This window comes from Oceanobacillus sp. FSL K6-3682, from assembly GCF_037976165.1.
Taxonomy (GTDB): domain Bacteria; phylum Bacillota; class Bacilli; order Bacillales; family Amphibacillaceae; genus Oceanobacillus; species Oceanobacillus sojae.
Map to the genome: position 1 here is coordinate 987,290 of NZ_CP150263.1, position 25,279 is coordinate 1,012,568.

General features: G+C 38.2%; 29 protein-coding genes, 1 riboswitch and 1 other annotated feature. Of the genes, 17 read left to right on the forward strand and 12 right to left on the reverse strand.

The features are described from left to right. Window positions 1–21 precede the first annotated feature (21 nt). The 4 genes from hisB to hisZ are packed head-to-tail and all read right to left on the reverse strand — an operon-like array spanning window position 22 to window position 3,739. Window positions 22–606: an imidazoleglycerol-phosphate dehydratase HisB gene (gene hisB / locus MHH51_RS05035; RefSeq protein WP_339284814.1), complete on the reverse strand. Its 585-nt coding sequence runs from the start codon at window positions 604–606 to the stop codon at window positions 22–24. Beyond that, window positions 593–1,897 (reverse strand): histidinol dehydrogenase, encoded by a 1,305-nt coding sequence (gene hisD / locus MHH51_RS05040; protein WP_339284816.1) that lies wholly within the window; start codon window positions 1,895–1,897, stop codon window positions 593–595. Before hisD ends, hisB begins: the two co-directional genes overlap by 14 nt. Beyond that, on the reverse strand, window positions 1,878–2,531 hold the full coding sequence (hisG, locus tag MHH51_RS05045; RefSeq protein ID WP_339284818.1) for an ATP phosphoribosyltransferase: 654 nt from the start codon (window positions 2,529–2,531) through the stop codon (window positions 1,878–1,880). Before hisG ends, hisD begins: the two co-directional genes overlap by 20 nt. Continuing rightward, window positions 2,528–3,739, reverse strand: a complete 1,212-nt coding sequence (gene hisZ, locus MHH51_RS05050) for an ATP phosphoribosyltransferase regulatory subunit (RefSeq protein ID WP_339284820.1) — start codon at window positions 3,737–3,739, stop codon at window positions 2,528–2,530. The genes hisG and hisZ overlap by 4 nt, the downstream gene beginning before the upstream one ends. A gap of 275 nt (window positions 3,740–4,014) precedes the next feature. Between hisZ and MHH51_RS05055 the strand changes: the two genes are divergently transcribed. Both MHH51_RS05055 and MHH51_RS05060 read left to right on the forward strand, forming a co-directional pair. Next, complete coding sequence (locus MHH51_RS05055) at window positions 4,015–4,803, forward strand: histidinol-phosphatase HisJ family protein (protein WP_147211226.1); 789 nt, start codon at window positions 4,015–4,017, stop codon at window positions 4,801–4,803. A 95-nt stretch (window positions 4,804–4,898) separates the two neighbouring features. Next, a complete protein-coding gene (locus tag MHH51_RS05060; protein ID WP_339284821.1) occupies window positions 4,899–5,333 on the forward strand; it encodes a universal stress protein in 435 nt (144 codons plus the stop codon). 79 nt (window positions 5,334–5,412) lie between these two features. Here MHH51_RS05060 and MHH51_RS05065 read toward each other — a convergent pair whose 3' ends face one another. From MHH51_RS05065 to MHH51_RS05075, 3 genes are read right to left on the reverse strand one after another with little or no spacing between them, the layout of a single operon-like run. Then, entirely contained in the window at window positions 5,413–6,183 is a 771-nt protein-coding gene (locus MHH51_RS05065; protein WP_339284823.1) for an ABC transporter permease, read from the reverse strand. Next, a complete protein-coding gene (locus MHH51_RS05070; protein ID WP_339284825.1) occupies window positions 6,180–7,115 on the reverse strand; it encodes an ATP-binding cassette domain-containing protein in 936 nt (311 codons plus the stop codon). The genes MHH51_RS05065 and MHH51_RS05070 overlap by 4 nt, the downstream gene beginning before the upstream one ends. Beyond that, window positions 7,108–7,899: a MerR family transcriptional regulator gene (locus MHH51_RS05075; RefSeq protein WP_186813671.1), complete on the reverse strand. Its 792-nt coding sequence runs from the start codon at window positions 7,897–7,899 to the stop codon at window positions 7,108–7,110. The genes MHH51_RS05070 and MHH51_RS05075 overlap by 8 nt, the downstream gene beginning before the upstream one ends. Window positions 7,900–8,138: 239 nt before the next feature. Here MHH51_RS05075 and MHH51_RS05080 point away from each other — a divergent pair, with 239 nt between their 5' ends. The 5 genes from MHH51_RS05080 to MHH51_RS05100 all read left to right on the forward strand — a co-directional run bounded on the left by MHH51_RS05080 (window position 8,139) and on the right by MHH51_RS05100 (window position 12,770). Beyond that, window positions 8,139–9,188 carry a metal-binding protein ZinT gene (locus MHH51_RS05080; RefSeq protein ID WP_339284828.1) on the forward strand — a complete coding sequence of 350 codons (1,050 nt, stop codon included), beginning with the start codon at window positions 8,139–8,141 and terminating at the stop codon, window positions 9,186–9,188. A gap of 266 nt (window positions 9,189–9,454) precedes the next feature. Further along, complete coding sequence (locus tag MHH51_RS05085; protein ID WP_147211216.1) at window positions 9,455–10,261, forward strand: alpha/beta fold hydrolase; 807 nt, start codon at window positions 9,455–9,457, stop codon at window positions 10,259–10,261. A 166-nt stretch (window positions 10,262–10,427) separates the two neighbouring features. After that, window positions 10,428–11,351 carry a UDP-N-acetylmuramate dehydrogenase gene (gene murB, locus MHH51_RS05090; RefSeq protein WP_339284831.1) on the forward strand — a complete coding sequence of 308 codons (924 nt, stop codon included), beginning with the start codon at window positions 10,428–10,430 and terminating at the stop codon, window positions 11,349–11,351. Window positions 11,352–11,465: 114 nt separating this feature from the next. Continuing rightward, window positions 11,466–11,512: riboswitch (PreQ1 riboswitch) on the forward strand. A gap of 77 nt (window positions 11,513–11,589) precedes the next feature. Further along, window positions 11,590–12,087 carry a preQ(1) synthase gene (gene queF, locus MHH51_RS05095; RefSeq protein ID WP_339284833.1) on the forward strand — a complete coding sequence of 166 codons (498 nt, stop codon included), beginning with the start codon at window positions 11,590–11,592 and terminating at the stop codon, window positions 12,085–12,087. A gap of 47 nt (window positions 12,088–12,134) precedes the next feature. After that, window positions 12,135–12,770, forward strand: coding sequence for a queuosine precursor transporter (locus MHH51_RS05100; protein WP_147211211.1), 636 nt, complete (start codon window positions 12,135–12,137; stop codon window positions 12,768–12,770). Between the two features lie 121 nt (window positions 12,771–12,891). Here the strand turns inward: MHH51_RS05100 and ehuA are convergent, their stop codons facing one another. From ehuA to ehuB, 4 genes are all read right to left on the reverse strand, one after another. Continuing rightward, window positions 12,892–13,662 carry an ectoine/hydroxyectoine ABC transporter ATP-binding protein EhuA gene (ehuA, locus tag MHH51_RS05105; protein ID WP_147211210.1) on the reverse strand — a complete coding sequence of 257 codons (771 nt, stop codon included), beginning with the start codon at window positions 13,660–13,662 and terminating at the stop codon, window positions 12,892–12,894. Next, on the reverse strand, window positions 13,662–14,375 hold the full coding sequence (gene ehuD, locus MHH51_RS05110) for an ectoine/hydroxyectoine ABC transporter permease subunit EhuD (protein WP_147211208.1): 714 nt from the start codon (window positions 14,373–14,375) through the stop codon (window positions 13,662–13,664). Before ehuD ends, ehuA begins: the two co-directional genes overlap by 1 nt. Beyond that, the gene (locus MHH51_RS05115; protein WP_147211206.1) at window positions 14,375–15,034 is read right to left on the reverse strand and encodes an amino acid ABC transporter permease; all 660 of its coding nucleotides are present in this window, start codon (window positions 15,032–15,034) and stop codon (window positions 14,375–14,377) included. The genes ehuD and MHH51_RS05115 overlap by 1 nt, the downstream gene beginning before the upstream one ends. A gap of 138 nt (window positions 15,035–15,172) precedes the next feature. Further along, window positions 15,173–16,033: an ectoine/hydroxyectoine ABC transporter substrate-binding protein EhuB gene (gene ehuB, locus MHH51_RS05120; protein ID WP_147211205.1), complete on the reverse strand. Its 861-nt coding sequence runs from the start codon at window positions 16,031–16,033 to the stop codon at window positions 15,173–15,175. A 343-nt stretch (window positions 16,034–16,376) separates the two neighbouring features. Between ehuB and ytzI the strand changes: the two genes are divergently transcribed. The 4 genes from ytzI (at window position 16,377) to MHH51_RS05140 (ending at window position 19,019) form a co-directional block, all read left to right on the forward strand. Further along, window positions 16,377–16,541 (forward strand): YtzI protein, encoded by a 165-nt coding sequence (ytzI, locus tag MHH51_RS05125; protein WP_147211203.1) that lies wholly within the window; start codon window positions 16,377–16,379, stop codon window positions 16,539–16,541. A gap of 37 nt (window positions 16,542–16,578) precedes the next feature. Then, window positions 16,579–17,916 carry a right-handed parallel beta-helix repeat-containing protein gene (locus MHH51_RS05130; protein WP_339284837.1) on the forward strand — a complete coding sequence of 446 codons (1,338 nt, stop codon included), beginning with the start codon at window positions 16,579–16,581 and terminating at the stop codon, window positions 17,914–17,916. 69 nt (window positions 17,917–17,985) lie between these two features. Continuing rightward, window positions 17,986–18,441 carry a hypothetical protein gene (locus MHH51_RS05135; RefSeq protein ID WP_339284839.1) on the forward strand — a complete coding sequence of 152 codons (456 nt, stop codon included), beginning with the start codon at window positions 17,986–17,988 and terminating at the stop codon, window positions 18,439–18,441. A gap of 269 nt (window positions 18,442–18,710) precedes the next feature. Continuing rightward, entirely contained in the window at window positions 18,711–19,019 is a 309-nt protein-coding gene (locus MHH51_RS05140) for a hypothetical protein (protein ID WP_339284841.1), read from the forward strand. Window positions 19,020–19,127: 108 nt separating this feature from the next. On the opposite strand, the gene MHH51_RS05145 is transcribed toward MHH51_RS05140, so the two are convergent. Further along, a complete protein-coding gene (locus MHH51_RS05145) occupies window positions 19,128–19,685 on the reverse strand; it encodes a M15 family metallopeptidase (RefSeq protein WP_339284843.1) in 558 nt (185 codons plus the stop codon). A 169-nt stretch (window positions 19,686–19,854) separates the two neighbouring features. Between MHH51_RS05145 and MHH51_RS05150 the strand changes: the two genes are divergently transcribed. From MHH51_RS05150 to MHH51_RS05175, 6 genes are all read left to right on the forward strand, one after another. Then, the gene (locus tag MHH51_RS05150) at window positions 19,855–20,475 is read left to right on the forward strand and encodes a glycerol-3-phosphate acyltransferase (protein ID WP_156985653.1); all 621 of its coding nucleotides are present in this window, start codon (window positions 19,855–19,857) and stop codon (window positions 20,473–20,475) included. A gap of 73 nt (window positions 20,476–20,548) precedes the next feature. After that, a complete protein-coding gene (locus tag MHH51_RS05155) occupies window positions 20,549–21,031 on the forward strand; it encodes a DUF456 domain-containing protein (protein ID WP_339284846.1) in 483 nt (160 codons plus the stop codon). Window positions 21,032–21,124: 93 nt separating this feature from the next. Then, window positions 21,125–21,380: a binding site (T-box leader), on the forward strand. Window positions 21,381–21,458: 78 nt separating this feature from the next. Continuing rightward, window positions 21,459–22,895 (forward strand): proline--tRNA ligase, encoded by a 1,437-nt coding sequence (proS, locus tag MHH51_RS05160; RefSeq protein WP_339284848.1) that lies wholly within the window; start codon window positions 21,459–21,461, stop codon window positions 22,893–22,895. Between the two features lie 125 nt (window positions 22,896–23,020). Then, a complete protein-coding gene (locus tag MHH51_RS05165; protein ID WP_339286258.1) occupies window positions 23,021–23,128 on the forward strand; it encodes a DUF3916 domain-containing protein in 108 nt (35 codons plus the stop codon). Between the two features lie 179 nt (window positions 23,129–23,307). Beyond that, window positions 23,308–24,483: a M20 family metallopeptidase gene (locus MHH51_RS05170; protein WP_339284850.1), complete on the forward strand. Its 1,176-nt coding sequence runs from the start codon at window positions 23,308–23,310 to the stop codon at window positions 24,481–24,483. After that, window positions 24,483–25,256 (forward strand): transporter substrate-binding domain-containing protein, encoded by a 774-nt coding sequence (locus tag MHH51_RS05175; RefSeq protein ID WP_147211193.1) that lies wholly within the window; start codon window positions 24,483–24,485, stop codon window positions 25,254–25,256. The genes MHH51_RS05170 and MHH51_RS05175 overlap by 1 nt, the downstream gene beginning before the upstream one ends. Window positions 25,257–25,279: the final 23 nt, after the last annotated feature.

The window sequence follows — 25,279 nt, forward strand, 5'->3', positions numbered from 1 at the left end:
AAAAAAGATAGATAAGCGTTATTACAGACTCCCTTTGGTAGAAGGTACGCCTTTCATTGTTGGATCGATGGATACTGCCTCGCGGATTGCACGTCCCAATCCTTTGAACATCGATTCAATCATATGATGTGTATTTGACCCATACAAAACCTCGACGTGAAGTGTTACCTTTGCATGGCTGGTAAAACCGATCAGAAATTCTTCAACTAATTCCGTATCAAAACTCCCTACTTTATCCTTCAGACCGTCTACCCGGTAAACTAAAAAGGAACGGCCGCTGATATCGATAGAAACAGAAGAGAGAGACTCATCCATCGGTGTTGTTGCTGTAGCATAGCGTTTAATGCTTTCTTTTGTTCCTAATGCTTCATTAAATGCCTGGCCAAGCACAATACCGATATCCTCAACAGTATGGTGCTGATCCACCTCTAAATCTCCATCACATTCAACTTGCAAATCCAGTCCACCATGTTTGGAGAAGAGAGTAAGCATATGGTCTAAAAAGCCGACCCCTGTTTTTAATTCAGATTTTCCTTCTCCATCTAAGTTAAGAACAAGAGATATGCTCGTTTCTTTCGTTTGCCGTTTTTTTTCAGCTTGACGCATAGTTATTCTCCTTTCGAATTCGAATAGCATTCGCGTGAGCTGTAAGACCTTCCGCGTCTGCAATGGTAATAATCGTATCTGCATAATCAAGCAGCCGTTCTTTTGAATAATGAATAGTGCTTGATTTTTTCATGAAATCATATACACCAAGCGGGGAAGAAAAACGTGCTGTCCCGTTTGTTGGCAAGGTATGGTTAGGGCCTGCAAAATAGTCTCCCAAAGGCTCACTGGAATATGGTCCGATAAAAATAGCTCCAGCATGCTTTACTTTTTGAACCTGCTCCTCGGCTCCTTCTCCCATTAATTGCAGATGCTCCGGAGCAATGGAGTTAATTAGCTCAATAGCCTGTTCCTCGTCATCACAGATAATAATTTTTCCATTTGCCTGAATGGATTCACGGATGATTTCCTCACGCTCCAGTAATGGAATTTGCCGCTCAATCTCTTTTTGCACTTCTTCTGCATAATCAGCATCTGTAGTCACACATATCGAAGTGGCATCTTCAGCATGCTCTGCCTGTGATAATAAATCAGCGGCAACATAGGAAGAAGGGACGGTGTTATCAGCGAAGGCACAGATTTCACTCGGACCAGCAATCATATCAATTGCTACATCGCCGAACACCCATTTCTTCGCACGGGCGACAAAGGCATTCCCTGGTCCGACAATCTTATCCACTTTAGGCAGGCTCTCTGTTCCATAGGCTAAAGCAGCCACAGCTTGGGCCCCGCCGATTTTGTAAACACCGGCAGCGCCTGCAATTTTTGCGGCTGTAAGAACGACGGGGTCCAGGCTTCCATCCGGACGGGGAGGGGTTGTAATGACAACCTGGTCTACACCGGCAACCACAGCTGGAATAACATCCATTAATACAGTTGAAGGATAGCTGGCTTTTCCTCCAGGTACATAGACACCGACACGATCGAGCGGTGTAATTTTTTGTCCCAGCTGAATACCTGGCTGCGGGCTGAATTGAAAGCCTTCTTCTTTTGTTTTTTTCTGATATTGCCGAATATTCTCAGCTGCAGCTGTTAATGCTTTAAAAAGTTTCGGTTGTCCTGTTTTTATACTATTAAAGGCATTATTCCATTCTTCCTCTGAAACAGAGAGAGAGATAATAGCAGCCTTATCAAATTTTTTAGTATACGCAAGTGCTGCTTCATCGCCACGCTCCTGTACAGCACGGATAATTTCCAAAACCTGTTCATCTAAATTTTGCTGCATCAGCTGTGTTGCTTTTTCTGTATTTGCTACATTTTGTTTATATGTTTCATAACGGAGAATTTGCATTTTCCTCACTCACAACCTGTTCCAATTTTTTTAGTACATCCTGAATTTCTTTTGAACGTGTTACAAAGCTTGCTTTGTTCACAATGAATTTTGTACTGATCGTCTCGATATCTGCTAATATTTCCAATCCATTTTCGTGCAGCGTATTTCCTGTCTCGACAATATCAACGATATAATCTGCGAGACCAATCAATGGCGCCAGCTCAACGGAGCCATTGAGATGCACGGTTTCAATCGTCTGATTGCGTTTATCAAAAAAGTTTTTAGCGATATTCGGATATTTGGTGCCAATCGTCAAAGATTGATTATCAGGAAGAGAGACACCTTTTTTTCCAGCGACAGAGAATTTACATTTTCCAATCCCTAAATCAAGAATTTCGTAAACGTCCGCCTCTGTTTCTATTATATTATCTCTGCCGACAATACCGATATCGGCAGCACCTTTTTCTACATAAATAGGGACATCCATCCCTTTTAAAAATATTAATCGCAGAGTCTTGTCTTTATTGAAAAAAACAAGTTTACGTGTTTTTTCATGAAAATCTTCGAAATGGATTCCTGCTGCTTCTAATAAATCAATGGATTGCTTAGCAGGACGTCCTTTTGCTAAAGCGATCGTTACGGGCTGCATCATTCAACGTCCTTTCTTAAATACCAATCTAGTAATTCCTGTTCGGTTTTAAATTCTCTTTGTTCTTTTTGTTTACTATATACTAATTTTTCAGTATTTACGAATATTCCCGGTGAATCAGAGAGTTGCTCATCCTCTTTAGCAGTTCTGACAATGACCGTATAATTTGCCGTTCTTAACGCTTCTGCAAGCTGAAATGCTCGCTGGCGTTCAGAAGCTTCATAATGAAGCTCAATAATCTCTTCTTCTGTAAAAACACCGGAGAGTAAGTCAACCAGTAAATTCACCTCAAAGGCAAATCCGATGGCAGGCATTTCCCGGTAAAAGGATCGGCTTAAATAATCATAGCGTCCTCCCATCATAATTGGCTGTCCCAAACCTTCTGCGAATCCCTGAAATATAATCCCTGAATAATAATTCATATGGTTAATCAGCCCAAGGTTAATTGAAATGTAGGAATCAACCTGATAGTCTTTAAGAAGCTGATAAACTTTAGACAAATAGTCCAGCTCTTCACGCATGCGTTCTGTTGAGATAATATTCTCTGCTTCATCGATAACAAGACTTGCATCGCCGTAGAGCATAGGAATTTTTCGAAGCTTTTCGATTAAAGAAGCGTCCAAGTCCAAGTCTTTTAAAAAAGGAACAATTTCAGAGATATTTTTGGATTGAATATATTGATCCAGCTGTTTTTGCTGCATAGCGTTAAGATTGGCTTCACGTAATAATTCTTTATAAAAGGTTGCATGGCCGATTTCTATTTTAAAGGAAGGAATGGCTAATTCTTTTAAACTTGTAACAGCTAATGCAATCAGTTCCGCATCTGCTTCAGGTGTGCGCTCTCCGAACAGCTCGACACCTGCCTGAGTACGGGAACGTTCTTCTAAAGTAGAACGAAAAATATCGAGCACATAAGACAGACGGCCGGATGCCACCTTTTCCTGCAAGTGGGTATAGTGCCTGGCGATTGGAATGGTTGCATCTGGACGCAGAACAAGCACTTTTCCAGAGGGATCAATCAGCTTTAGCATGTCAGCTGTATTAACGGTTCCCTGGACATCATTATATAAATCATAATCTTCAAAAACAGGTGTCTCTACCTGCTGATAGCCGAATTTTGTGAACCGATTGGTTAATTTATGGATAACATGACGTTTTTTAGCGTATTGTTTCGGGTAGAACATGGAATGAAGCAATTGTTTATTTCTCATAAAATTCTCCTTCTATTTTTAGAGGATGTTCAAAAAGTCCAATAAAGATGACTCAGCGAATTTCTGCGTTGACGTGCTTTTTCCGATACTCACGTATTATAAAGCATACGCTCCGTTCGTAAAAAGCACGTCGCCTTGAACTTCTTGGTCCTATTTATCGGCCTTTTTGAACACATACTTTTAACGCTTTATTAATTTAGTGCTTTATCTAATTAAAGTTATCTAGTATTATAATAATGTTCAGAAAAAAAGTCAATGAAAGGAGTTTAACTTTTATGTATGATTTTCATATGCACTCAAGCTTCTCGGCAGATTGTGAAGCACCAATGGAGGATATGATTCAGGAAGCGATTAAAAAAGGGCTTAAAGAAATTGCATTTACCGAGCATTTAGATGTAGACTATCCGGATGAGGAATGGGATTTCAGTTTTGATCCGGAAGCTTATCAAAAAAAATTAGAAGGTTTACGGGAGAAATATCAAGATAAAATTGAAATACGCAAAGGGATTGAAGTTGGCGTGCAGCCGCATGTGCTTAAGGAGACATCCGAATTTATTGACCGGGTAAAGCCGGAATTTATCATTTGTTCTATGCATGCAACGAATGGACAGGATTTACATTCTGGTGAATTTTTTGAGGATAGAACCATAGATGAAGCATACCGTGTTTATTTTGAAGAATACTATGCGTGCTTAAAGAATTTTAAAAATTATCATATTCTTGGGCATCTTGATTTAGTCAGCAGATACGCGTCTGGAGGACTGGAGCATTTGCCAACGGATATTATAGAAGAAATATTAAAATTAGTTATCTCGGAAGGCAAAGGAATTGAGTTAAATACATCCGGCTATAAATACGGCATGGATGCTCCGTTGCCAAGTAAAAATATATTGCGCTTATATCGTGAACTTGGCGGAGAGATAATCACGCTTGGTTCTGACGCGCACCGTCCGGGAGAAATTGCTGCTCATTTTAAGGAAGCAAAAGATATATTAACAGAGTGCGGTTTTTCTTATATATGCAGTATGAATGGAGAAGAGATTCATCATCATTCCATTAAATAATGCCTCTTCTTCAGCATAGTTCTATTTTATAAAAGTTTTTTGCAGATGTGTTACGATAATATTAGGAAGAAAATATGAATTAGGGAGGAATAGTAATGAGTTTTAATATTTTAGTAGCTTATGACGGATCCGACCTTAGCAGAAAAGCAGTAGAAGAAGCAAAAAAACAGGTTAAGCTTGCGGAGGACGCCGTCCTGCATATTGTAACCGTTATTTCGAATGGCGGGCCAACTGTAAATGTAGCTCTTGCCCGCAGTTTTATGAACGATTTGGCCGAAGAGGCCCGCCCTGCTGTTGAAAGCATTCGTGAGGAGTTAAAGGAAGCAGGGGTTGCGTGTAAAGCAGATATTCTGATGGATTATACCTTCCGTAATCCAGCTTCACAATTAATTGATTATGCGAAAGAAAATGAAATAGAATTGATTGTTCTGGGCAGCCGGGGGCTGGGAGGAGTAGGAAGATTCTTCCTTGGAAGTGTCAGCAGTCAAATTGTTCATCAGGCAGAGTGTAAAGTGCTGGTTGTTAAATAATAGGAGGAAAAAGAAAATCTAAAGCTGACTTTGATAGTTGACCAGGGCTGCTTTAGATTTTCTTTTTCTATATAATAAATTAAAAATCCCTTTTTTGAAATGAAATAATGGCTATAAGAGATGTAATTACTAACCAAAGTAATAATAGACCGATACTTGTGAAAGTTCCCAATGCTTCAAAGGATCCCTCAGCAGCAGTCCCGGATAAACTGTGTATTGCTGACTGAGGCATGATAGGCAGCAGTACTTTTTGAACGGTATCTGAAAACATATTGATAAGCGCCGGAAATGCTATAACAATGATGGAGAAAGCAATGCCTCCCCCGCTGCTCTTGAAAAAAATAGTCGCAGCAACGGTAAGCAGGCAATAAAACACCGGCATCACCATGATGCCCAGAACAAATTGTCTGATATCAGTATTTGCAAGATTTGCAGCATCCATATTATTTATCATTAGAATGACTTGGCTGCTTAAATAAATGAGAGCAATAAGAAGGACACTCAGTACAATAGACAGGAAGAAAAAGGTTATATATTTTCCCATAAAAAACTTTTTTCGATCTGGACAGACAGCCAAAGAGGAATAAATCGTTTCTGCAGTAAATTCTCTGGATATAGACAATCCTGTAAAAATAATCAGCAGAATACTGGCTAAATCAATTCCCAACATATTTGCTGAAACTACCTCAAGGACCGATAAATCTGTGATGGCTCTACCTTGTGTAACATGTGTAGTTACGGAAAAGATAAATCCTGCTACCAAACTGATTCCAATTGTAAAAAGTAAATATACTCTTGAAAAGCGGAGAAAGAAAATTTTTTTATGTTCTGCTTGAATAACATTTTTCATTTTAATTCCCTTCCTTCCACAGGAGTAGTGCCGGTCGATACGTAATCCATTTTACCTTCTGTTAATTCTACAAATAATTCTTCTAAGGAAGGCTGTACTTTGGTTAATTCGTATAAAGCCAAATTCTTTTCCTTTGCCAGCAACCCGATTTGTTTCATCTCCAAATGATGAACATGCAATTCTTTATTTTTATTTTGTTTAATATCCGCACCTTTTTCTGTTAGCAGGGATATTAATTCTTCATTATTTTCACATCTTACTTTGACATAAGCGCCGAGGCTTGTTTCTGCCAGTTCAGCTACTGTCATATCTGCAATTAAATTTCCTTGAGCAAGAATAATCATTCTGTCTGCTATCATTTGCATCTCACTCATCAGATGACTGGATATCAGTACTGCTTTTCCATTCTGTGCCAGCTTTTTTGTTAATTCACGTAACCAATGAATGCCATCTACGTCCAATCCATTAAAAGGTTCGTCAAGGATAACTGTTTCCGGATTGCCTAAAAGAGCAGTTGCTATACCTAAGCGTTGTTTCATTCCTAAGGAGAAAGTGTTGACCTGCTTGTGCTTTACATTTTCCAATCCTGTTTCGATTAGCATTTTTTCTGTTTGTTTTTCAGGAATACCACTTGCTGCGGCGATTAATTCTAAATGCTGTTTCGCCGTTAATTTTGGATTTACAGCATCCCCGTTGATTAAGGCCCCTACTTTGGAAATAGGCTGCTTTAGATCTTTATAGCTCTGTCCATCAATTGTTACACTGCCCTCACTCGGATTCGTTAATCCTAAAATCATTTTCATCGTTGTTGATTTGCCTGCGCCATTAGGACCTAAAAAGCCTGTTACAACACCGGGGTGAATAACGAGCGATAATTGATTTACAGAGATTTTATCCTTGAAGGTTTTCGTTAAGTTTTTTATTTCAATCATTTTTATTCCTCCAAACATCAGATTTGCCAGAGGATAAATAGTAGTCTACAGACTTATCGATAAAGGAATCTGTAAATTCCATCAGCCGATAATCCTCCTCCGGCCATTGTTCCCGGTTTTTATAGGAATTCTTATGAGCTGAGAGTAAATCCTGGTTTCCTTCTGAAATACTTACAACCATCTCTATCCATTTTTTTGCAAAAGCTTGCCCTTGCTTACTATCCGGTTCAATATCGTTTAGTATGTGAGCAACAGCTTCTAATATAAGTGCTTTCCAATCCCAATATATTTCTAAAACCTCTTCCCAATTCTGATAATGCTCCATAAAGGTATTTTCTGCTTTTTTATCAAATGCAACATCTTTATATTGATAAATAGTATCCTTGTTTAAAGAGATAATTAATTGCACGAGGTTCCCTAAAGGAAGTGAATCATTTTCATTCATTCCAGCGAGGCTTGTTTCAATCAAAGCAATATTACTTTTGATATCATGCAGCTTATAGTAGAATATCTCCCTTTGTTTTTCCAATACGTTAATAAGCTGCTTTGCTGTTGTGGTTTCTTCCAGCAGCTTGGAAATATCTTTAATTTTTAACCCTAAAGACTTGTAAAACAAAACCTGCTGCAGTCTTGTTAAGTCTGACTCCTTGAAATATCTTCTTCCATTTTCTTCATCTTTTTCCAGTGGAACTAAATTGATATTATCGTAATATTGTAACGTCCGGACGGTGACACCGGTAAGCTTGGAGATTTCACCGATTGAAAACCTGCTTTCTTTTTCCACGATAGCACCTCCTTATTATCATTAAATCACATTACGTTACGTCGTCATCAATACCTTGAATAAAATTCTTAAAAAATAAATCCTCCTTAGCATGTAATAAAGCTTATAAATCTATTAGAAACAAATTTGTATTTTTAAAAAGGTAAAAAATCTCTTGACCATTAATAGGCACCTATGTATAATTTAAATCGTAATCATTACGAAACGTAATCATTACGTATAATGAAAGGAGCATCTATATGAAGAAGTTTTGGCAATTAGGAATTATTTTAGGTTTAATTAGTTTTCTATTTATAGCCGGCTGTCAATCGGGAAATGACGAAGCAGCCAGCCAGGAGGAAGGAACAGATAGCCAAGAAGAGGCAGAAGGGAATCATGAAGAAGAAGAGCATGATCACGATCATGGTGATGAAGCTGTTTCCTTTGATGATGTACCAGAAAATATACAAATTGAAGGTTTATCCGACCATTACCATACAGGCGATGTCTTTAAGTTAGAAGCAGTAACGGAAGAGGACTTGGATCATTGGCATTGGTACATACGTGATTCTTCTGAAGAGGAATGGACTGTGGTAGAAGATCAATTTGAGGACTCTTATATTGGTGACGCAGAAGTAGATGGGCAGGAGGTTATAGCAATTCTTTACAGTGATGATCACGAGGCTGTTGCTAAGTCTCCTGTAACAGAAATTACAATCGATGACCATGAGCATGGTCATCATCACCATCATGGAGATGATGAGGAGAGCCAGCAAATCTATGAAGGATATTTTGAAGACGAACAGGTAGAAGATCGTCCATTGGCTGATTGGGAAGGTGATTGGCAATCCATCTATCCATATTTAGAAGATGGTTCTTTAGATGAAGTATTCGAGCATAAAGCAGAAGAAAGTGATGATATGACAGCGGATGAATATAAAGATTACTATACAACTGGCTATGAAACAGATATAGAGCGTATCGTCATTGATGGAGACGAAATTACTTTTTACCAAAATGGCGAAGAGCATACAGGAACGTATGCTTATGACAGCTATGAAATTCTTGAATATGAAGCTGGAAACCGCGGTGTCCGTTATATTTTCGAATTAGAAGGAGAAGCGGATGAAAATCTGCCGGGATATATTCAATTTAGTGACCATGGAATTGCTCCTGGTGAATCATGGCATTTCCATTTGTATATGGGAGATGATAATGACGCCTTATTAGAAGAAATGGATAACTGGCCGACATATTATCCATCTGATTTAGATACCGATGAGATTGTTCATGAACTAATTGCTCATTAATGATTAATAGCAAATAGAATGCTGTTTATAAAAGCAGATTCTATTTGCTTTTTTATTGCACTATAAAAAAGAAGTGAAATTGCAGCGTGAGTTTTGGTGAAAAGAGGGGTTCCAGCTCTGGTAAATCTGTATCTTTTAAGGCTTGACCTGCCAATTTTTCTTCATCGGAAAAGATGTCTTAACAGGATAAGGATGTTATAATAGCTATGTATTTTTGTTAATAATGCAAACATAGATTTACAAAAGAAATTGAGGGAAGTAAATACATGAGAAAGAAGATAGCAGGTATTGTTTTGAGTATAGTAATTGTGATTGGTGCTGCTTCAGGTTTTTATTTCTATCAGCAGAATCAAACGCAGGCAGAAGAATATACTGGGGCACCGACTATTTTTATACATGGCTATAAAGGAACGGAAAATTCGTTTGGATATATGCTTGACCGCTTTGAAAATACGTACCAGTGGGGTAATAAAGGTTTTATTTACTATGTTCAAAAAGATGGGAATATAATTGATTATAATTTAAATAAGGGAAGATACGCACCGACGTTTGTACAGATTGTTCTGGAAGACAACCGTGCAAGCTTTCAGAACAGTACAGAATGGATTGCAAATGTGCTCCTGCACTTAAAGGAAAACTATCGTGTAGAGGAGGTTAATCTGGTTGGCCATTCTATGGGCGGCATTCTGGCAGTGAAATATACGATGGAGTATCCGCTGAATGGTTATCCAACAGTAAATAAGCTTGTTGCAATTGGCAGTCCGTTTGATGGTATTTATAATGAAGGTTATTTTGAATTACATCAGGATGAAGCTGCAGACGATTTAAAACCCGATTCCCGCGCTTTAAATGTACTGCGGGAGAATATGTTTCCGGCAGATGTTAATGTGTACAGCATAGCCAGTACAGGAGATACTGTTGCAGTGCCGGAAAGTGTAAAGACTTTAAGGAATATAATACCGGAACAAAATTATAAAGAGACAATCATTGATGATCCGCAGCTGACACACAGTGCTATGCATGAAAGCCCGCAAATTGATAAATTGATTTATAGCTTTTTGTGGCAAGATTAATTGGATTCAACTACAATAGTATAGGATTCATCAAAAATAGATTACTCCAGCCTTATTGAAAGTTAAAGCTGGAGAGACTGGGATGTCTGCTTTTAAACAGTGGCAGAAAAAAGAATAACAATGCCAAATGTATATATATCATTTGGCAAATTAAAGGAATGATAGCATGAATAAATACCATCATCTCTACGATCAATTAATTCAACATACAAATAAAGATAATGTATTAATCAATGAGCCGATAAGAGAACATACGTATACAAAATTAGGCGGGGCTGCAGATTTTTATATCACGCCATCGTCTTATGAAGAAGTACAGGCAATTATCCGCTTTGCCAACCAGGAAAATGTACCATTTACAATGCTTGGAAATGGTTCTAATTTAATCGTGAAGGATGGCGGAATCCGGGGAATTGTTATGAACCTTCAACAGCTGGCGTCCATTTGGCGAGAAGGGGATAAGGTCATCTCTCAAAGTGGTGCAAGAATTATTGATGCTTCCCGTTTTGCTTTGAAGGAAGAACTTACGGGGCTGGAGTTTGCATGCGGGATTCCGGGTTCTGTCGGGGGAGCTCTGTATATGAATGCAGGCGCATACGGCGGAGAAATTAAAGATGCGCTGGAAAGCACAGTAGTTGTAACGAAAGATGGAGAGCTGCTGTCATTAACTGCGGATCAGCTGGATCTCAGCTATCGCACAAGTAATATCCCGGACAACGGCTATATTGTTTTAGAAGCAACCTTTGCTCTAAAATCCGGAAGCAAGGAAGAAATTAAAGAAGTAATGGATGATCTTACATATAAGAGAGAATCCAAGCAGCCATTGGAATATCCATCTTGCGGCAGTGTATTTAAGAGGCCGCCCGGTTTTTTTGCCGGCAAGCTGATTCAAGACAGTAATCTTCAAGGACAGCAAATTGGTGGAGCGGAAGTTTCTACAAAACATGCTGGTTTTATTGTCAATAAAAATAATGCAACAGCGTCAGAATATATTTCATTAATTCAATTTGTCCAGGCGACAGTGAAAGAGAAATTTGATGTACAGTTAGAACGTGAAGTGCGCATTATTGGCGAGGATATGGAGAAATAAAATTGTAGAGCAGGCTCCGGGCATGAAAGGTAAGATACGGAACTTTGTAATATAAAAGAAAGATTGACATTCAGAGTCTACATTCTTATAATATGAAGTGTTAATTTTAACCAATAGGCAGAGGTTCTTAGCGTTAACCCTCTATAAAAAACTAAGGACAACTTGTAATTATCAAGCTGTGTTCCTTGGGAGCATGGCTTTTTTGTTTATCTTAAAATATCAAAAGGAGGTGAGCAGCATGGCAGGAAGAAGTGAAAAGGATCTGCAAGGAATTGAATTGCTGGGAAATAAAGAAACGAAATATGCGTTTGATTATACACCAGAGATTTTAGAGGTGTTTGATAATCAGCATCCGAACCGGGATTATTTTGTGAAATTAAACTGTCCGGAATTTACAACACTTTGTCCAATGACAAATCAGCCTGATTTTGGAACAATTTATATCAGCTATATTCCAGATATTAAAATGGTAGAGAGTAAATCTTTAAAATTATATTTATTCAGTTTCCGAAACCATGGTGATTTCCATGAGGACTGTGTCAATATCATTATGAATGATTTAATTGAACTGATGGATCCCCGTTATATTGAAGTGAGAGGAAAATTTACGCCACGCGGAGGAATCTCCATTGATCCATATTGTAATTATGGAAAAACGGGAACGAAATTTGAAAAGATGGCAGAAGACCGGTTAATGCAGCATGATATGTATCCGGAAACTGTAGATAATCGATAGAGGGAAACGTTAGGTCCTTGAACCTTTGGAGAGAAGGGAACAGGATAATGTATATTTACTTAAATGCTGTCTTTGTTGGGCTGTTATTGTTGTCCAATGTTTTGTCGGTCAAATTATTTCAAATGGGAAGCTTTGTGTTGCCGGCTGCAGCGATTGTTTATGTGATTACGTATTTAATGATGGATGTTATTGGCGAGGTTTATGGAAAAAAGGCTGCGAGAAAAACGATTCAAGCCGGATTTTTCACACAGATTATTGCTATGATATTTATTTATATTGCGATTCAGCTTCCACCGGCAGCGGATTTTCAATCACAGGCTGCTTTTGAAGAAATTTTTAATGGGAGTTTCCGCGTGATTTTAGCCAGTCTGGTTTCTTATTTTGTCAGCCAGAACTTAGGTGTTACAATTTTTCATGGATTAAAGCATCGTCATGGCAGGAAAAAGCTATGGCTGCGTAATAGTTTATCAACGATGACCAGCCAGCTCATTGATACGATATTATTTATTACAATTGCTTTTTGGGGGATTGTCCCGACAACAGTTTTACTTGGAATGATTGTATCACAATATATATGGAAGTTTATTGTTGCAGTGATGGACACACCATTTGCGTATCTGCTGGTCCGCTTAGCTAGAAAGCATGAGGAGAAAAACCAGGCGGAGTTATTGGAGGCTTCTTAAACAGGAGAATCTGATAGATTAATTCTTGTATTGATTATAAATACATTGAAAAGACCAGCCAGAGCAAAAAATATCTGGCTGGTCTTTTATAAGCAATGTTCAGCAGTATAATTCTCTTCATTTATCCTCTAAAACGCTGCAGGAACGATTGTACGCGAGGATTCTCGGAATGCTCAATAACTTCACTTGCAGTTCCCTGCTCCGCGATAACCCCTTCATCTAAGAAGAGTACTTTATCTGCTATATCCAGGGCAAAGTCCATTTCATGTGTGACAAGAATCATTGCCATATCATCGTTTTCTGCAATATCACGAATGACATTTAAAACTTCCCCCACAAGCTCAGGGTCAAGTGCTGAGGTAACCTCATCAAACAGCATAATTTTTGGGCGCATAACAAGCGCACGGGCCATAGCTACACGCTGCTTCTGTCCTCCTGAGAGCTGGCTGGGATAGTTATCCAGCTTATCTCCAAGTCCTACACGTTCAAGCATTTCTATGGAACGTTTTTTCACATCACTTTTTTCTTCATTTTTCACATGAACAGGCGCTGTCATACAATTTTCTAAAATAGTCATATGTGGAAACAGATTGAAATGCTGAAATACCATTCCAATATCTCCGCGAATAGAGCGTAAATGATTTTCATTTGCGTGAATCCATTTCCCGTTCTTCTCCATTTTCCACAGATTACGGCCATCCACGATAATATCGCCCGCTGTTGGCTGCTCCAATGTCATCAGCAGACGGATAATGGTTGTTTTTCCAGAACCGCTTGGGCCAATGACAGCTACTTTTTCAGCCGGGTATATATCTAAATCAATTCCTTTCAGCACTTCTACATCGCCGAAGGATTTATGAACATCTTTATAGGTAACGATTGGTTCAGCCATTATTGCATTGCTCCTTTGTCTTTCATGATTTGATTTTTATCGAATCTTTTGTTGAAACGATTCTCTAACTTCTTAATCAGCACTGCAGAAGGGTAGCTTAGTACTAAGAAAATGATTCCTACAATGGTTAACGGTTCAAGGTAGGACCAGTTTTCCGCACCATATGATCTGGCAAGCAGCATAATACCTGCTACCCCGATGGTAGATGCCAGAGGAACCTCTTTAAACATAATAATAAAGTAATTTCCAAGCATTGGAATGGTCGGCGGGATTGCTTGCGGAAGAATAATCCTTCGCCATTTATCCCATGTAGAAATATTCAGTGCAGTAGAAGCCTCCCATTGTCCCTTATCCACATTTTCAATTCCAGAGCGATAAATTTCACCAATATACGTACTAAAGTGTATACCAAGTCCCAACACGGCACAAGCGAATGGGTGAAGTGATATTCCAATATAAGGTATCACCGGTAAGGCGTAATAGATAAAAAATAATTGAACAAGTGGAGGCGTAGAGCGTATAAATTCCATGGTCCAAGTGACAATGAAATGAATAAAACGATTTGGGACGCGGCGTAAGAATGTCCACAAAAAACCAAAAATTAAGGCAAAAAGGTAGCTGGCAAACGTCAGTCCAATCGTAATCCCAAGCCCTTGTAATACCACTGGTAACGCATCGAAAAATGTATCCCAGCTCCAATAATTCAGGTTCATCAGCTAGCTACCCCCTTTTTAGCAATTTTTTCAGCCTTCCTGGTAAGGAAAATTAACGGAAGGGCTAATATGAAATAGAATATAAGTGCAGTTAGATAAATCAATGGTGATAAAGATAAGCTGGTGCTTCGCATTACATCTCCATAATATAAAATATCCGTTAATCCAATTAAAGAGACAAGAGAGGTCCCTTTTAAAATTTGAATGGTATAGTTACCGAATTCAGGAAGCATCATACGTACTGCCTGTGGGAAAATAATAAGGCGCATCCTTTGAAAAGAAGACATATTTAACGCAGTTGCAGCTTCATACTGTCCTTGAGATACAGATAAAATGGAGCTGCGGACGACTTCTGAAAGATATGCGCCATAGTTTAGGCCAATTGCAATGACACCAATCCACCAATTTGAACCCAGATTAATCCCAAATAGCATCGGAACTGCATAATACAGCCAGAATAGCTGAACAATCAACGATGTCCCCCGAAATACCTCTACATAAAATCCAGTCAATTTTCGTAATATAAAATTATTGGAAAGTCGGCATAGTCCTGCTATAAATGACATAGCATATGCAAACAGTGCAGAAGCAAATAAAATAGATACAGTTATTTGAATACCACGCCATAATTGCGGGGCAACCTCTAATATTGCACTAATGGTAAATACCTCCTTAATAATTATTGTGTGTGCATTTTTACTGGGATTTTATTACTCGCCAAAACAAAGATAGGGCGCTCCTTAGTGAAGGAACCGCCCTATGGAGTCTGAAAATATCTGTTTCATCTACTTTCAAGATTAATATTCACCCTGACATACTTGCTCCGTTGTTACAGAGCCGGCTTCAACAAAATTGCTTTCTGGATGAAATCCGTTTTGTTCCAATAATTCAGCAACAGTACCGTCTTCTTTTAACTCTTCTAATTTTTCGTTATATGCATCACGAAGCTCTTCATTTTCCAGGCTGAATGCAGCTGCACCATAGCTTGGTACACCGTCTATTTCTGGCTGTTCAAAACTTTCAACAATTTCTAAATCCTCTGTGTCAGCAGATTCAAAAGCCATTCGAACGGTCATTTCCGTACCAGTTGTTGCATCAGCACGTCCTGCTTGTATAGCAGAGAAGGTTGCAGGAATATCAGATGCAGTGATGATTTGGTCATCGGCAACTCCTTCTGATTTTAAAAATTCAATTTCTGTAGCTCCTTCCATAACAACTACTGTTATATCCGGATTATCTGCAATATCTTTGTAGCTTTCAATAGATAATGGATTACCTGCTTCCACAACAAGCCCTTCGCCATATACCATTTCCGGCTCACCGAAAAGTGCATTTTCACAGCGGTCCGGTTGGATAGCCATACCAGCAGTAACAACATCAAACTGTCCTGCCTGTACTCCTGGAATCAGCTCACTGAAGTCAGATAATTTACCTTCTACATTATCAACACCAAGCTCAGCAAAAACTGCTGTGGCAATATCGACGGCCGCTCCTTTTAATTCACCATCTTCTTCATAAGCATAAGGTGATTCATTTGCAAAACCGACTTCGACCGTACCAGAATCCTGAATGCTTTCTAAACTATTATCTGAACCGCCGCAAGCAGCCAGCAGCAATAGAAATAAAGCAAGACCAATAAGTATTATTTTGTTTCTCAACTAAATGCTCCCCCTTAAAAAATAATAGATAATAAAAAATGTTGATTAACATTGTCGCTATTCTCTAAAAAAAGAATATTACATGAAATCAACATGAGTTAACAAATATGTTACAGAGAAAGAAAAATATTCTCAAACTGTATATTTCAGCAAAAATATGCTTTATATGCTGTTTAATGGAATGATTGGGAAATAACTTAAAAATACCAATATATCCGGTAGTATAGTTGCTTATTCTCTATATAACTCAGGAACAACATTTTTGAGGAAGGATAGAAATTTATTGAAAAGGTATGTATAGTTTAATAGGATAGAAGATAAGAAGGGATAATGGAGGTATATCATGGGTTCTTATATCGCAGTAATTGCTGTTTCAGTCATTGTGGTTGCAATGGTTATTATTTTATCTTTAGTTACTTTATCAAAAGGATACGGCTATAAGCATAAAATAGATCCGCTTCCTGATGAAGAGGAGGAAAAGGATAACGACAGGGATAATGAGAATTAGAAAGAAGAAAAGAAATAAATTTGTTTAGGAGAAAATCATGAAGAAAATCGGATTATTTATAGTATTAGGATGTGCTGCTGGTGTGTTATTTGCTTTCTGCACGCATCTTCCTGCCAATCAGGTAATTTATGTAGCAATGGATGGAGACGATCAAAATGAAGGCACACTGGAAAACCCATTTCGAACAATTGCTAAAGCAAGTTCTGAAGCAGAGGCAGGAACAACAGTATTTATTCGTGAAGGAACGTACGAGGAGCCGCTGATTGTTCAGCACACCGGTACGAAGCAGAAGCCAATCACTTTTCAGTCGTATGAAGAGGAAGAAGTTACCCTTGATGGCGGCAATATGGATTCTGCAGATGGAGACCGAGCGCTTGTTGTTCTGGAGGATAAGAATTATATAAACATAGAAGGATTAACGATAGAAAATGTAACGACGGATTTGATGGATGAAACAGTAATGGGTATTTTTATTACTGGCTCCAGCAGTCATATTACAGTGGAGGACAATACTGTTAAAGGAATAAAAACCTTGCATGAGGAAGGGAACGGTCATGGAATTGCCGTATATGGAACAGGTTCCATGAAGGATATAAATATCGTACATAACCTTGTTGAGGATTTAAAGCTGGGTGCCAGTGAATCGATTGTATTAAATGGCGATATTGATGGATTTACAGTAGAAGAAAATATGGTACGGTTCAGTGATAATATCGGAATTGATCTGATAGGATACGAAGGAATTGCCGATAATCCTGACGCTGATTATGCCCGGAATGGTAAGGTGCAAAATAATACGGTGCACCATATATCCTCCTTTGCTAATCCGGCGTATGGCGAGGAGTATAATGCAGCGGCTATTTATGTAGATGGAGGGAAAGATATTCTTATTGATAAGAATGAGTTGTATGAGAATGATATTGGAATTGAAGCTACATCAGAACATGCCGGGAAATATGCTGAGGATATTCAAATAACAGATAACCTGGTTTCACATAATTATTATACCGGAATATCTATCGGCGGATATGATGAAGAAAGAGGCGGTACCCGTGATACGTTGATTTCGGGAAATACTCTCTTTCGAAATGACACAAAAGAGTTAGATGGCGGACAGCTTCTGCTGCAGTATAATGTGTATGATAATGAGATAAAAGAAAATAAATTTACTGCCAGTGCATCACGCATTTTTATTGCCAATTTCTTTCAAGAAAATAAGAACAACCTTCTGACTGAGAATATCTATTATAAAGAACATGAACAAGAGGGAATCTGGATTTGGAAGGATGAGTGGTATACTTCTTTTTCTGTGTTTATTGAGGCTTCCGGAAGTGATGAAACTTCGCAATATATTTATGAGGATGAAGAAGAATAGAGTAAGGAAATTTCAAAAAGAATTACTGTTTTTAATGGATGTAATTGAGATTCAGTAAAGGACGTTGTTATGTTAAAAAATATTTTTTCAAAAAGTAAGCTATTGGCAGCATGTATTACTTCTTTCAATATGGGATTTGTATTTACTATGATAACTGAATCTGCAAGCAAGGAATTTAATACAGCATTCTTTACAGTTGCTTCGGAAGTTTTATTATTTTCTTTTTGGTTTTCTCTCTGGTATATAGCTCCAATTGTTTTTCTTGCAGGGATTCCAGCTTCTGCCGGAATTGATAAAATAACATCCGGGATTATGAATACAGAAGCTGGGAATACTTTGAGAGCCGTCCTGCATGTTTTAGCGGGAATAGTAATTGCTTTATTGGCATATTTCGTATTAGGTGGAGGTTTCCCTGATTTTAATAACAGAGAAATGATAATTAATTTTATATTCTTGTCTGTTTATCCGAGTGTCTTTTTTTGGCTGATAGACACATTGGCAAATAAAAAGAATACGAAAGCATAAAGGATAAACGTTGTTGGATGGAATGTTAATCTATTACGTTCAAGAAATGAAAAGCGAGATCATCAAATGATGGTCTTTTTTCTTTGTAATTAATTTTAGAGTACTTATGGTTGGCGGATATTGAACAAGTATAATAATTAAAACTAGGGTTCTAAACGATTTTTTAAGAAATATTACAATTCGGGTATCATTTTCTTATAATCTAAAAGAGAAGTTTTAGCTCGGCTAAAAAGGGAAAAAGCTTTATAAGAAAGGGGAGGTTTCCAATAATGGTACGAAATAAATATTTTGTAACAGTTGATACGGAAGAAATTAGCGAGGTTTCGCTGCCTGACAACGGTATTGAGTATGAGATATATGCAACACCAGAAGAGGTAAAAGAAATCGAAGTTCTGTTTGCGAGAAAAGAAAAAAATGCAAAAGATGCAGTTAAATTCGTGGGGAAACCATTTGATGAACGGCCAGTCGATGAAAAACGGGATAACTATGAGGAGGATTTGATTACTGTTTATCATAAACTATACGAACTCGGAACGGATGAAACAAAGAAAGAAATAAAAGAACTTAAATTGTTTTAATAGCTGCTGGATACTTTGGTAAATAAAAAGAAATTCAGACAATAAAAGCCTCTGCCTGAATTTCTTTTTATGAAAAATATTTGCGTGGAGTATATGTTAATTACCATCCTATTCTTCTTCAACGGAGGGACGATATCCCTGTTGCAGTTCAGAAATGCTCAATCCGAATGTCATCTGCAAATGCGGATAATCTGTAAAGCCATTGAAATCTCCGCCCCATTCAAACTCTAAATCTTTTGCGATTTCTGCAACTTCAAACCAGTCCGGCTCTCCATTGTTATTCCCGTCATAATGAATATCCCAGATAATTTCTCCGTCGTTGTTCCGAATCGCATAATCCACAGCCAAACCATAATTATGATAGCTTTCACCTGCTCTGGCGTGGGTAACAATATCTTCTTCGTTTTCTCTGCCTCTTGCATACAGCGTTTCCTGTTCTTCCTCTGTACGCAGGCCATCTGTAATAACAACCTCTATATCAATATCATCAGCACGATCAATCAACGTATCGACAGCTTCCTGGACAGCGGGATGAAGTTCTGATATCGTTTCTTCTCCATCCACTCTTTCATAAGAAGAATTTGTCTGCTGGTAAAGCCAGAACAGCAAACCTATAAAAAGAATAATAGCAATCCAGGAAAGCGTAAAATGCTTTAAAGCTTTCATTCGTTATTTCTGACTCCTTTAAAAAATTTCTCTCTATTAGTAATCATAACATGAACAAGTTCCTGATGATGCATTGAACAACTAGATAAATATGGTTGTTTTACAAATTGATTTCTTAAGCATTCTGGACATATAATAAGAGAAACTTAACAGAAATGGAGGGAAATCAATGTATTACTTCATTAGCTGTTTAATAGGCTATATTTTTGGCTGTATTCATGGATCGCAAATTATCGGGAAAATAAAGAAGCGGGATATTAAGAGTGAAGGTGTCAAAAATGCCGGAGCATCTAATACAACAATTCTGTTAGGCTGGAAATATGGTATTGTGGTTGCGCTGATTGATATTTTTAAGGCTACACTTGCCATTTTACTCGTCTTATTTATTTTAGGAGAAGCAGGAATCCCGGCTGGAGAGGCTTCCTTATATATTTATTTGACTGCTTTATTTGTTATTATTGGGCATAATTATCCTATAACGATGAACTTCAGCGGCGGGAAAGGTACCGCGTCCCTGGTTGGTGCATTAATTGCCATTGACTGGCGGGTTGCTTTAATTGGAATTGCTATTTTATTGTTCTTTACTTTTGCAACAGACTATCTTGTTATCGGCGTCCTGTTTATGTATGTATCTTTTCTTATTACAACCTACTATTTCTTTGGAAATGGGCCTGCGCTGGTGGTTATATTTTTAACACTGCTTTGTATATACAAGCATATGGAGAATTATCGCCGGATTATATTAAAGGAAGAGACAAGGTTATCCAGTATGTTTAAAAAGAGTGCCTAGATAAGGGTTTTTTTGAACTTATATTATAGGGGATACTGAAAAAGTAAGCTTTTTATTAAGGAGTGTGCAAGAATTGGATATTTTATTATGGATAATCATTATCCTGTTATTTATCGCAAGTTTTCTGGGAATTATCTTTCCGATGATCCCGTCTGTTATTGCTATTTGGGGAGGATTTCTAATCTATTACTTCTTTATAAATAGTGAGACCCTGAACTGGTGGTTCTGGGCAGGAATGATTGTGATCACAGTTATTCTCTTTGTTGCGGACATTATTGCCAACAGTTATTTTGTGAAAAAATTTGGAGGCAGTAAAGCAGGAGAAAGAGGCGCTGCGGTAGCTGTTATTATCGGTTCCTTTATTACTCCGCCATTTGGAATTATTTATGTTCCATTTTTAACAGTGCTCGCTATCGAAATGATGCAACGGAGAACAGTGAAAGAAGCAATCCGGGCTTCCATTGGTTCTTTTTTAGGATTTTTAGGAGGTTCTGTTGCAAAAGTTGTCCTGCAGTTGATTATGATTGTCTGGTTCTTTATCGCGGTCTGGTTATAAGCAGGCAGCAAATGCCTTATTCCCATTTTCTTAACTGTAAAAAATCGTCTGCTTCTTGACTTTCATCAGTGAGAACTATATATTAAAAGCATAGTTGAAATATTGACGGAGAATAGTACGTTGTTACTGTCTAATACAGAGAGAAAAAGGATGCTGAGACTTTTTCATAGACATACAAGGGAACCTGCCTCCCGAGTTCGCCATATAAGGAGATACAACTCTGAAATTGGCGCGGTTTTGGCCGTTATCAAATGAAGTGTATATATTTGCCGGGCATGTCTGTAAAATAACAGACAGCAGCTTATATATAAACAAGGGTGGTACCACCTGTTTAACCTCGGTCCCTTTTCATAAGGATGGAGGATTTTTTGCGTTTATATGGAATTTCAAATAATAGAAGAGTTAAATAAGAAAGAGGTGCTTACAATTGGGTAAGAAAAATAAACAATTTGTAGAAAAAATTACAGCGATGGAGGACGATTTCGCACAGTGGTATACAGACGTAGTTAAACAGGCAGAGCTTGTTGACTATGGTCAAGTGCGCGGAACGATGATTATCAAGCCCTATGGCTATGCAATCTGGGAAAATATTAAAGACGAATTAGATCGTATGTTTAAGGAAACAGGTCATACGAACGTTGCTTTTCCACTGTTTATTCCGGAAAGCCTGCTGCAAAAGGAAAAAGATCACGTAGAAGGCTTTGCTCCTGAGGTTGCCTGGGTAACGCACGGCGGAGATGAGGAATTAACAGAACGTATCGCGGTGCGCCCAACTTCTGAGGTGCTTTTCTGTGATTATTACTCAAATAATATTCACTCTTACCGTGATCTGCCAAAGCTCTATAACCAATGGTCCAACGTAGTCCGCTGGGAAAAAACAACACGTCCATTCCTGCGTTCCTCTGAATTCCATTGGCAGGAAGGGCATACAGCACATGCAACAGATGAAGAAGCAACCGAAGAAACAAATCGTATGCTTGGAATTTATGCCAAGCTGGTGGAAGAATATTTAGCCATCCCTGTGTTAAAAGGAAAGAAAACAGATAAAGAAAAATTTGCAGGGGCGGAATTTACCTTAACGATTGAAGCATTGATGCATGACGGGAAAGCATTGCAATCTGCTACATCGCATCATTTTGGTTCTGGATTTGCAGAAGCATTTGATATTACCTATCTGGATGAAAATGGGGAAAGCCAGTTTGTTCATCAAACTTCATGGGGCTTGTCTACCCGGATTATGGGAGCTTTAATTATGGTGCACGGCGATAATCGCGGACTAGTAGTGCCTCCAAAGATTGCTCCGACACAGGCAATGATTGTTCCAATCGCCCAGCATAAAGAAGGCGTACTGGATAAAGCTTATGCTCTACGTGATAAATTAGCAAAAGTTGCCCGTGTCGATATTGACGGCAGTGATAAAATGCCAGGCTGGAAATTTAATGAATATGAAATGAAAGGTATCCCGGTCCGAGTTGAGATGGGGCCAAAGGATATTGAAAAAGAGCAGGTCGTTCTTGTCCGCCGTGATACCGGCGAGAAGGAATTTGTTGCTCTGGCAGATGTGGAAGAGCGTCTTGCTGCATTGCTGGATGAAGTACAGGCAAATCTATATAATCGTGCATTAGAGCATCGTGAAGAGATGACCCATACAGCTAAAAATATGGATGAATTTAAAACAGAAATTGAAAAGGGCGGCTTTGTCAAAGCAATGTGGTGTGGAGATGTAGCCTGTGAAGAAAAGATTAAAGAAGAAACAACAGCAACCTCCCGCTGTATTCCGTTTGAACCGGAAAGCGTATCTGATACATGCGTATGCTGCGGGAAGCAGGCAAAGGAATTAGTTTACTGGGCAAAAGCGTATTAATAACTGAAAAATGGAAGCAGACTGGGTTTTGCAGCTCAGTCTGCTTTTATGTATTAAAGATAATATATAAAGTGCTTAAAGGATTGCCTCTTTCTGATAGTAGAAAAATTTAGACTGAATGGGGTATATCCATTCCAAATGATATGCAAGAATCAGGCTTTAAAGAAATAATTACAGATGAAGATGGATACCGCTATGAAGGTGAAATTTGGTTTATTGGGGAATTAAAGTAACCTTTCTTAGTAAAAATATGATCCTGGGTTGAGGGATATACTTCTTGTAAATATCAATATATAAGCTTAAATAATTATCTGAAAATATAATTATTATTTTGCCTATTGCATAAGCATGCAAAATCGTGTTATAAATATACATATTAATTAATAATTATACATTAAATGAGGGAATAAATATGAAGTCAAATTTAAAAAACAAACTAGATAAAGTAATTAATGATTTAACGAACTTGAGCGACACTATTTTTGATAATCCAGAGCTTGGAGATCAAGAATATGAATCTATGAAGCTATTAACAGATTATTTAACGTCACATCAATTTAAAGTAGAAAAAGGGATTGTTGGTCGTGATACGGCCTTTAAAGCAACCTACTCAAGCGGAAAGCCTGGTCCTCAAATTGCATATCTGGCCGAATATGATGCACTTCCAGGTGTAGGTCACGGCTGCGGGCATAATTTAATTGGAACGATGAGTGTCGGTGCAGGAGTTGTATTAAGTAAAGTTATTGATGAAATTGGCGGCACTGTTTATGTATTCGGTACTCCTGCAGAGGAAACAAACGGAGCTAAAGTACCGATGAGTGAGCAGGGAGTGTTTGACGGTATTGATGCTGCGATGATTTTACATCCAAGTGATACATCACAGGTAAGCGGTGAATCACTGGCTATGGATGCAATCCAATTTGAGTATCATGGAAAAACAGCACATGCTGCAGCAGCTCCGGAAAAAGGGATTAATGCCTTAGATGGTGTGCTTCAATTGTTTAACGGTATTAATGCATTGAGACAGCATGTGAAATCAGATGTCCGTATTCATGGAGTTATTCCTGATGGAGGACAAGCTGCGAACGTGGTTCCTGATAAAGCAGTTGCACAGTTCTATGTCCGGGCAAATAATCGTCCTTACCTTAATGAAGTAGTAGAAAAGGTAAAGCATATTGCTGAAGGAGCAGCTTTAATGACTGGAGCAACATTAAATATATCCAACTATGAATTAAGCTATGACGATATGACAACGAATCAGGTTTTATCTGATTTGTTTACTGCAAATTTAAAAGAGACAAGCCGCCTGCCTGTTTATGGAGCAAAAGAATCTTATGGTTCGATTGATATGGGAAATGTCAGCCAGGTAGTTCCGGCTATTCATCCGTATATCGGCTTAAACAAAGAAGGCTTAATTGCTCATACGAAAGAATTTGCTAATCAGACTATTACTGAGGATGGGCATCTGGCATTGTATGAAGGGGCTCTTTCTTTAGCGAAAACAGGCTATGATTTATTGACAAATGAAGAAGCGGTTCAGGCAATGAAGGAAGAATTTAATAAAAACAAAGAAGAGGTAAACGTCTAATGAAAAAAAAGCTCATTTTACTTTTCAGCACATTACTATTTACAGCTTTACTGGCTGCTTGCGGATCAGATGATAATGAATCTGAATCATCTGGCGGGGATAAAAATGTATTAAAAATGGGAACATCAGCTGATTTCCCTCCATATGAATCACGAAATCCTCAAGGTGAGTTTGAAGGATTTGATATTGAATTAGGAAAGCTTATCGCTGAAGAACTGGATATGGAATTAGAAATTGAAGATATGAAATTTGAAGGTCTGATTGGTTCCTTGCAAGCAAATCGTGTGGACATGGTCATATCAGGAATGAATGCAAGCGAAGACCGTAAAAAGAATGTAGACTTCTCTAATGTTTATAATGATACTGGACAAATGTTTGTTACCAAAGATAAAGCAATGGAATCTTTAGATGAGCTTGAAGGAAAAACACTTGGTGTACAACTGGGCTCCATTCAAGAAAATGGCGCAGATGCTTTAGCGGAAGAGTATAATATTGAGGTGAAAAAGGTAGATGATGCCGGGATTTTAGCTCAGGAATTGAATGCGAACCGTATCGATGTTGTCTATCTGTCTAAGGAAGTTGCTCTGGGATATATGGATTCCCAAGGATTCTTTGGATTTGATGATCCCAATTCTTCAACTGAGGGTATGGCAATCGCATTCCCTAAAGACAGTGATTTAGTGGATGATGTAAATGCCGTTTTAGAAAAATTAGAAGAAGATGGCACTTTAAAGAGCTTAAAAGAAGAATGGATACCAGGCTCTGTTGAATAAAATACAGCATAAAGAAACGAGGT

Coding starts and splice junctions, on each gene's coding strand:
- hisB (WP_339284814.1), bottom strand. CDS start 606: ATGCGTCAAGCTGAAAAAAAACGGCAAACGAAAGAAACGAGCATATCT.
- MHH51_RS05150 (WP_156985653.1), top strand. CDS start 19,855: ATGTATTACTTCATTAGCTGTTTAATAGGCTATATTTTTGGCTGTATT.
- MHH51_RS05145 (WP_339284843.1), bottom strand. CDS start 19,685: ATGAAAGCTTTAAAGCATTTTACGCTTTCCTGGATTGCTATTATTCTT.
- queF (WP_339284833.1), top strand. CDS start 11,590: ATGGCAGGAAGAAGTGAAAAGGATCTGCAAGGAATTGAATTGCTGGGA.
- MHH51_RS05065 (WP_339284823.1), bottom strand. CDS start 6,183: ATGAAAAATGTTATTCAAGCAGAACATAAAAAAATTTTCTTTCTCCGC.
- murB (WP_339284831.1), top strand. CDS start 10,428: ATGAATAAATACCATCATCTCTACGATCAATTAATTCAACATACAAAT.
- MHH51_RS05055 (WP_147211226.1), top strand. CDS start 4,015: ATGTATGATTTTCATATGCACTCAAGCTTCTCGGCAGATTGTGAAGCA.
- MHH51_RS05140 (WP_339284841.1), top strand. CDS start 18,711: ATGGTACGAAATAAATATTTTGTAACAGTTGATACGGAAGAAATTAGC.
- MHH51_RS05170 (WP_339284850.1), top strand. CDS start 23,308: ATGAAGTCAAATTTAAAAAACAAACTAGATAAAGTAATTAATGATTTA.
- ehuA (WP_147211210.1), bottom strand. CDS start 13,662: ATGGCTGAACCAATCGTTACCTATAAAGATGTTCATAAATCCTTCGGC.
- ytzI (WP_147211203.1), top strand. CDS start 16,377: ATGGGTTCTTATATCGCAGTAATTGCTGTTTCAGTCATTGTGGTTGCA.
- MHH51_RS05130 (WP_339284837.1), top strand. CDS start 16,579: ATGAAGAAAATCGGATTATTTATAGTATTAGGATGTGCTGCTGGTGTG.
- MHH51_RS05100 (WP_147211211.1), top strand. CDS start 12,135: ATGTATATTTACTTAAATGCTGTCTTTGTTGGGCTGTTATTGTTGTCC.
- hisG (WP_339284818.1), bottom strand. CDS start 2,531: ATGATGCAGCCCGTAACGATCGCTTTAGCAAAAGGACGTCCTGCTAAG.
- hisZ (WP_339284820.1), bottom strand. CDS start 3,739: ATGAGAAATAAACAATTGCTTCATTCCATGTTCTACCCGAAACAATAC.
- MHH51_RS05060 (WP_339284821.1), top strand. CDS start 4,899: ATGAGTTTTAATATTTTAGTAGCTTATGACGGATCCGACCTTAGCAGA.
- hisD (WP_339284816.1), bottom strand. CDS start 1,897: ATGCAAATTCTCCGTTATGAAACATATAAACAAAATGTAGCAAATACA.
- MHH51_RS05085 (WP_147211216.1), top strand. CDS start 9,455: ATGAGAAAGAAGATAGCAGGTATTGTTTTGAGTATAGTAATTGTGATT.
- MHH51_RS05175 (WP_147211193.1), top strand. CDS start 24,483: ATGAAAAAAAAGCTCATTTTACTTTTCAGCACATTACTATTTACAGCT.
- MHH51_RS05080 (WP_339284828.1), top strand. CDS start 8,139: ATGAAGAAGTTTTGGCAATTAGGAATTATTTTAGGTTTAATTAGTTTT.
- MHH51_RS05135 (WP_339284839.1), top strand. CDS start 17,986: ATGTTAAAAAATATTTTTTCAAAAAGTAAGCTATTGGCAGCATGTATT.
- MHH51_RS05070 (WP_339284825.1), bottom strand. CDS start 7,115: ATGATTGAAATAAAAAACTTAACGAAAACCTTCAAGGATAAAATCTCT.
- ehuD (WP_147211208.1), bottom strand. CDS start 14,375: ATGAACCTGAATTATTGGAGCTGGGATACATTTTTCGATGCGTTACCA.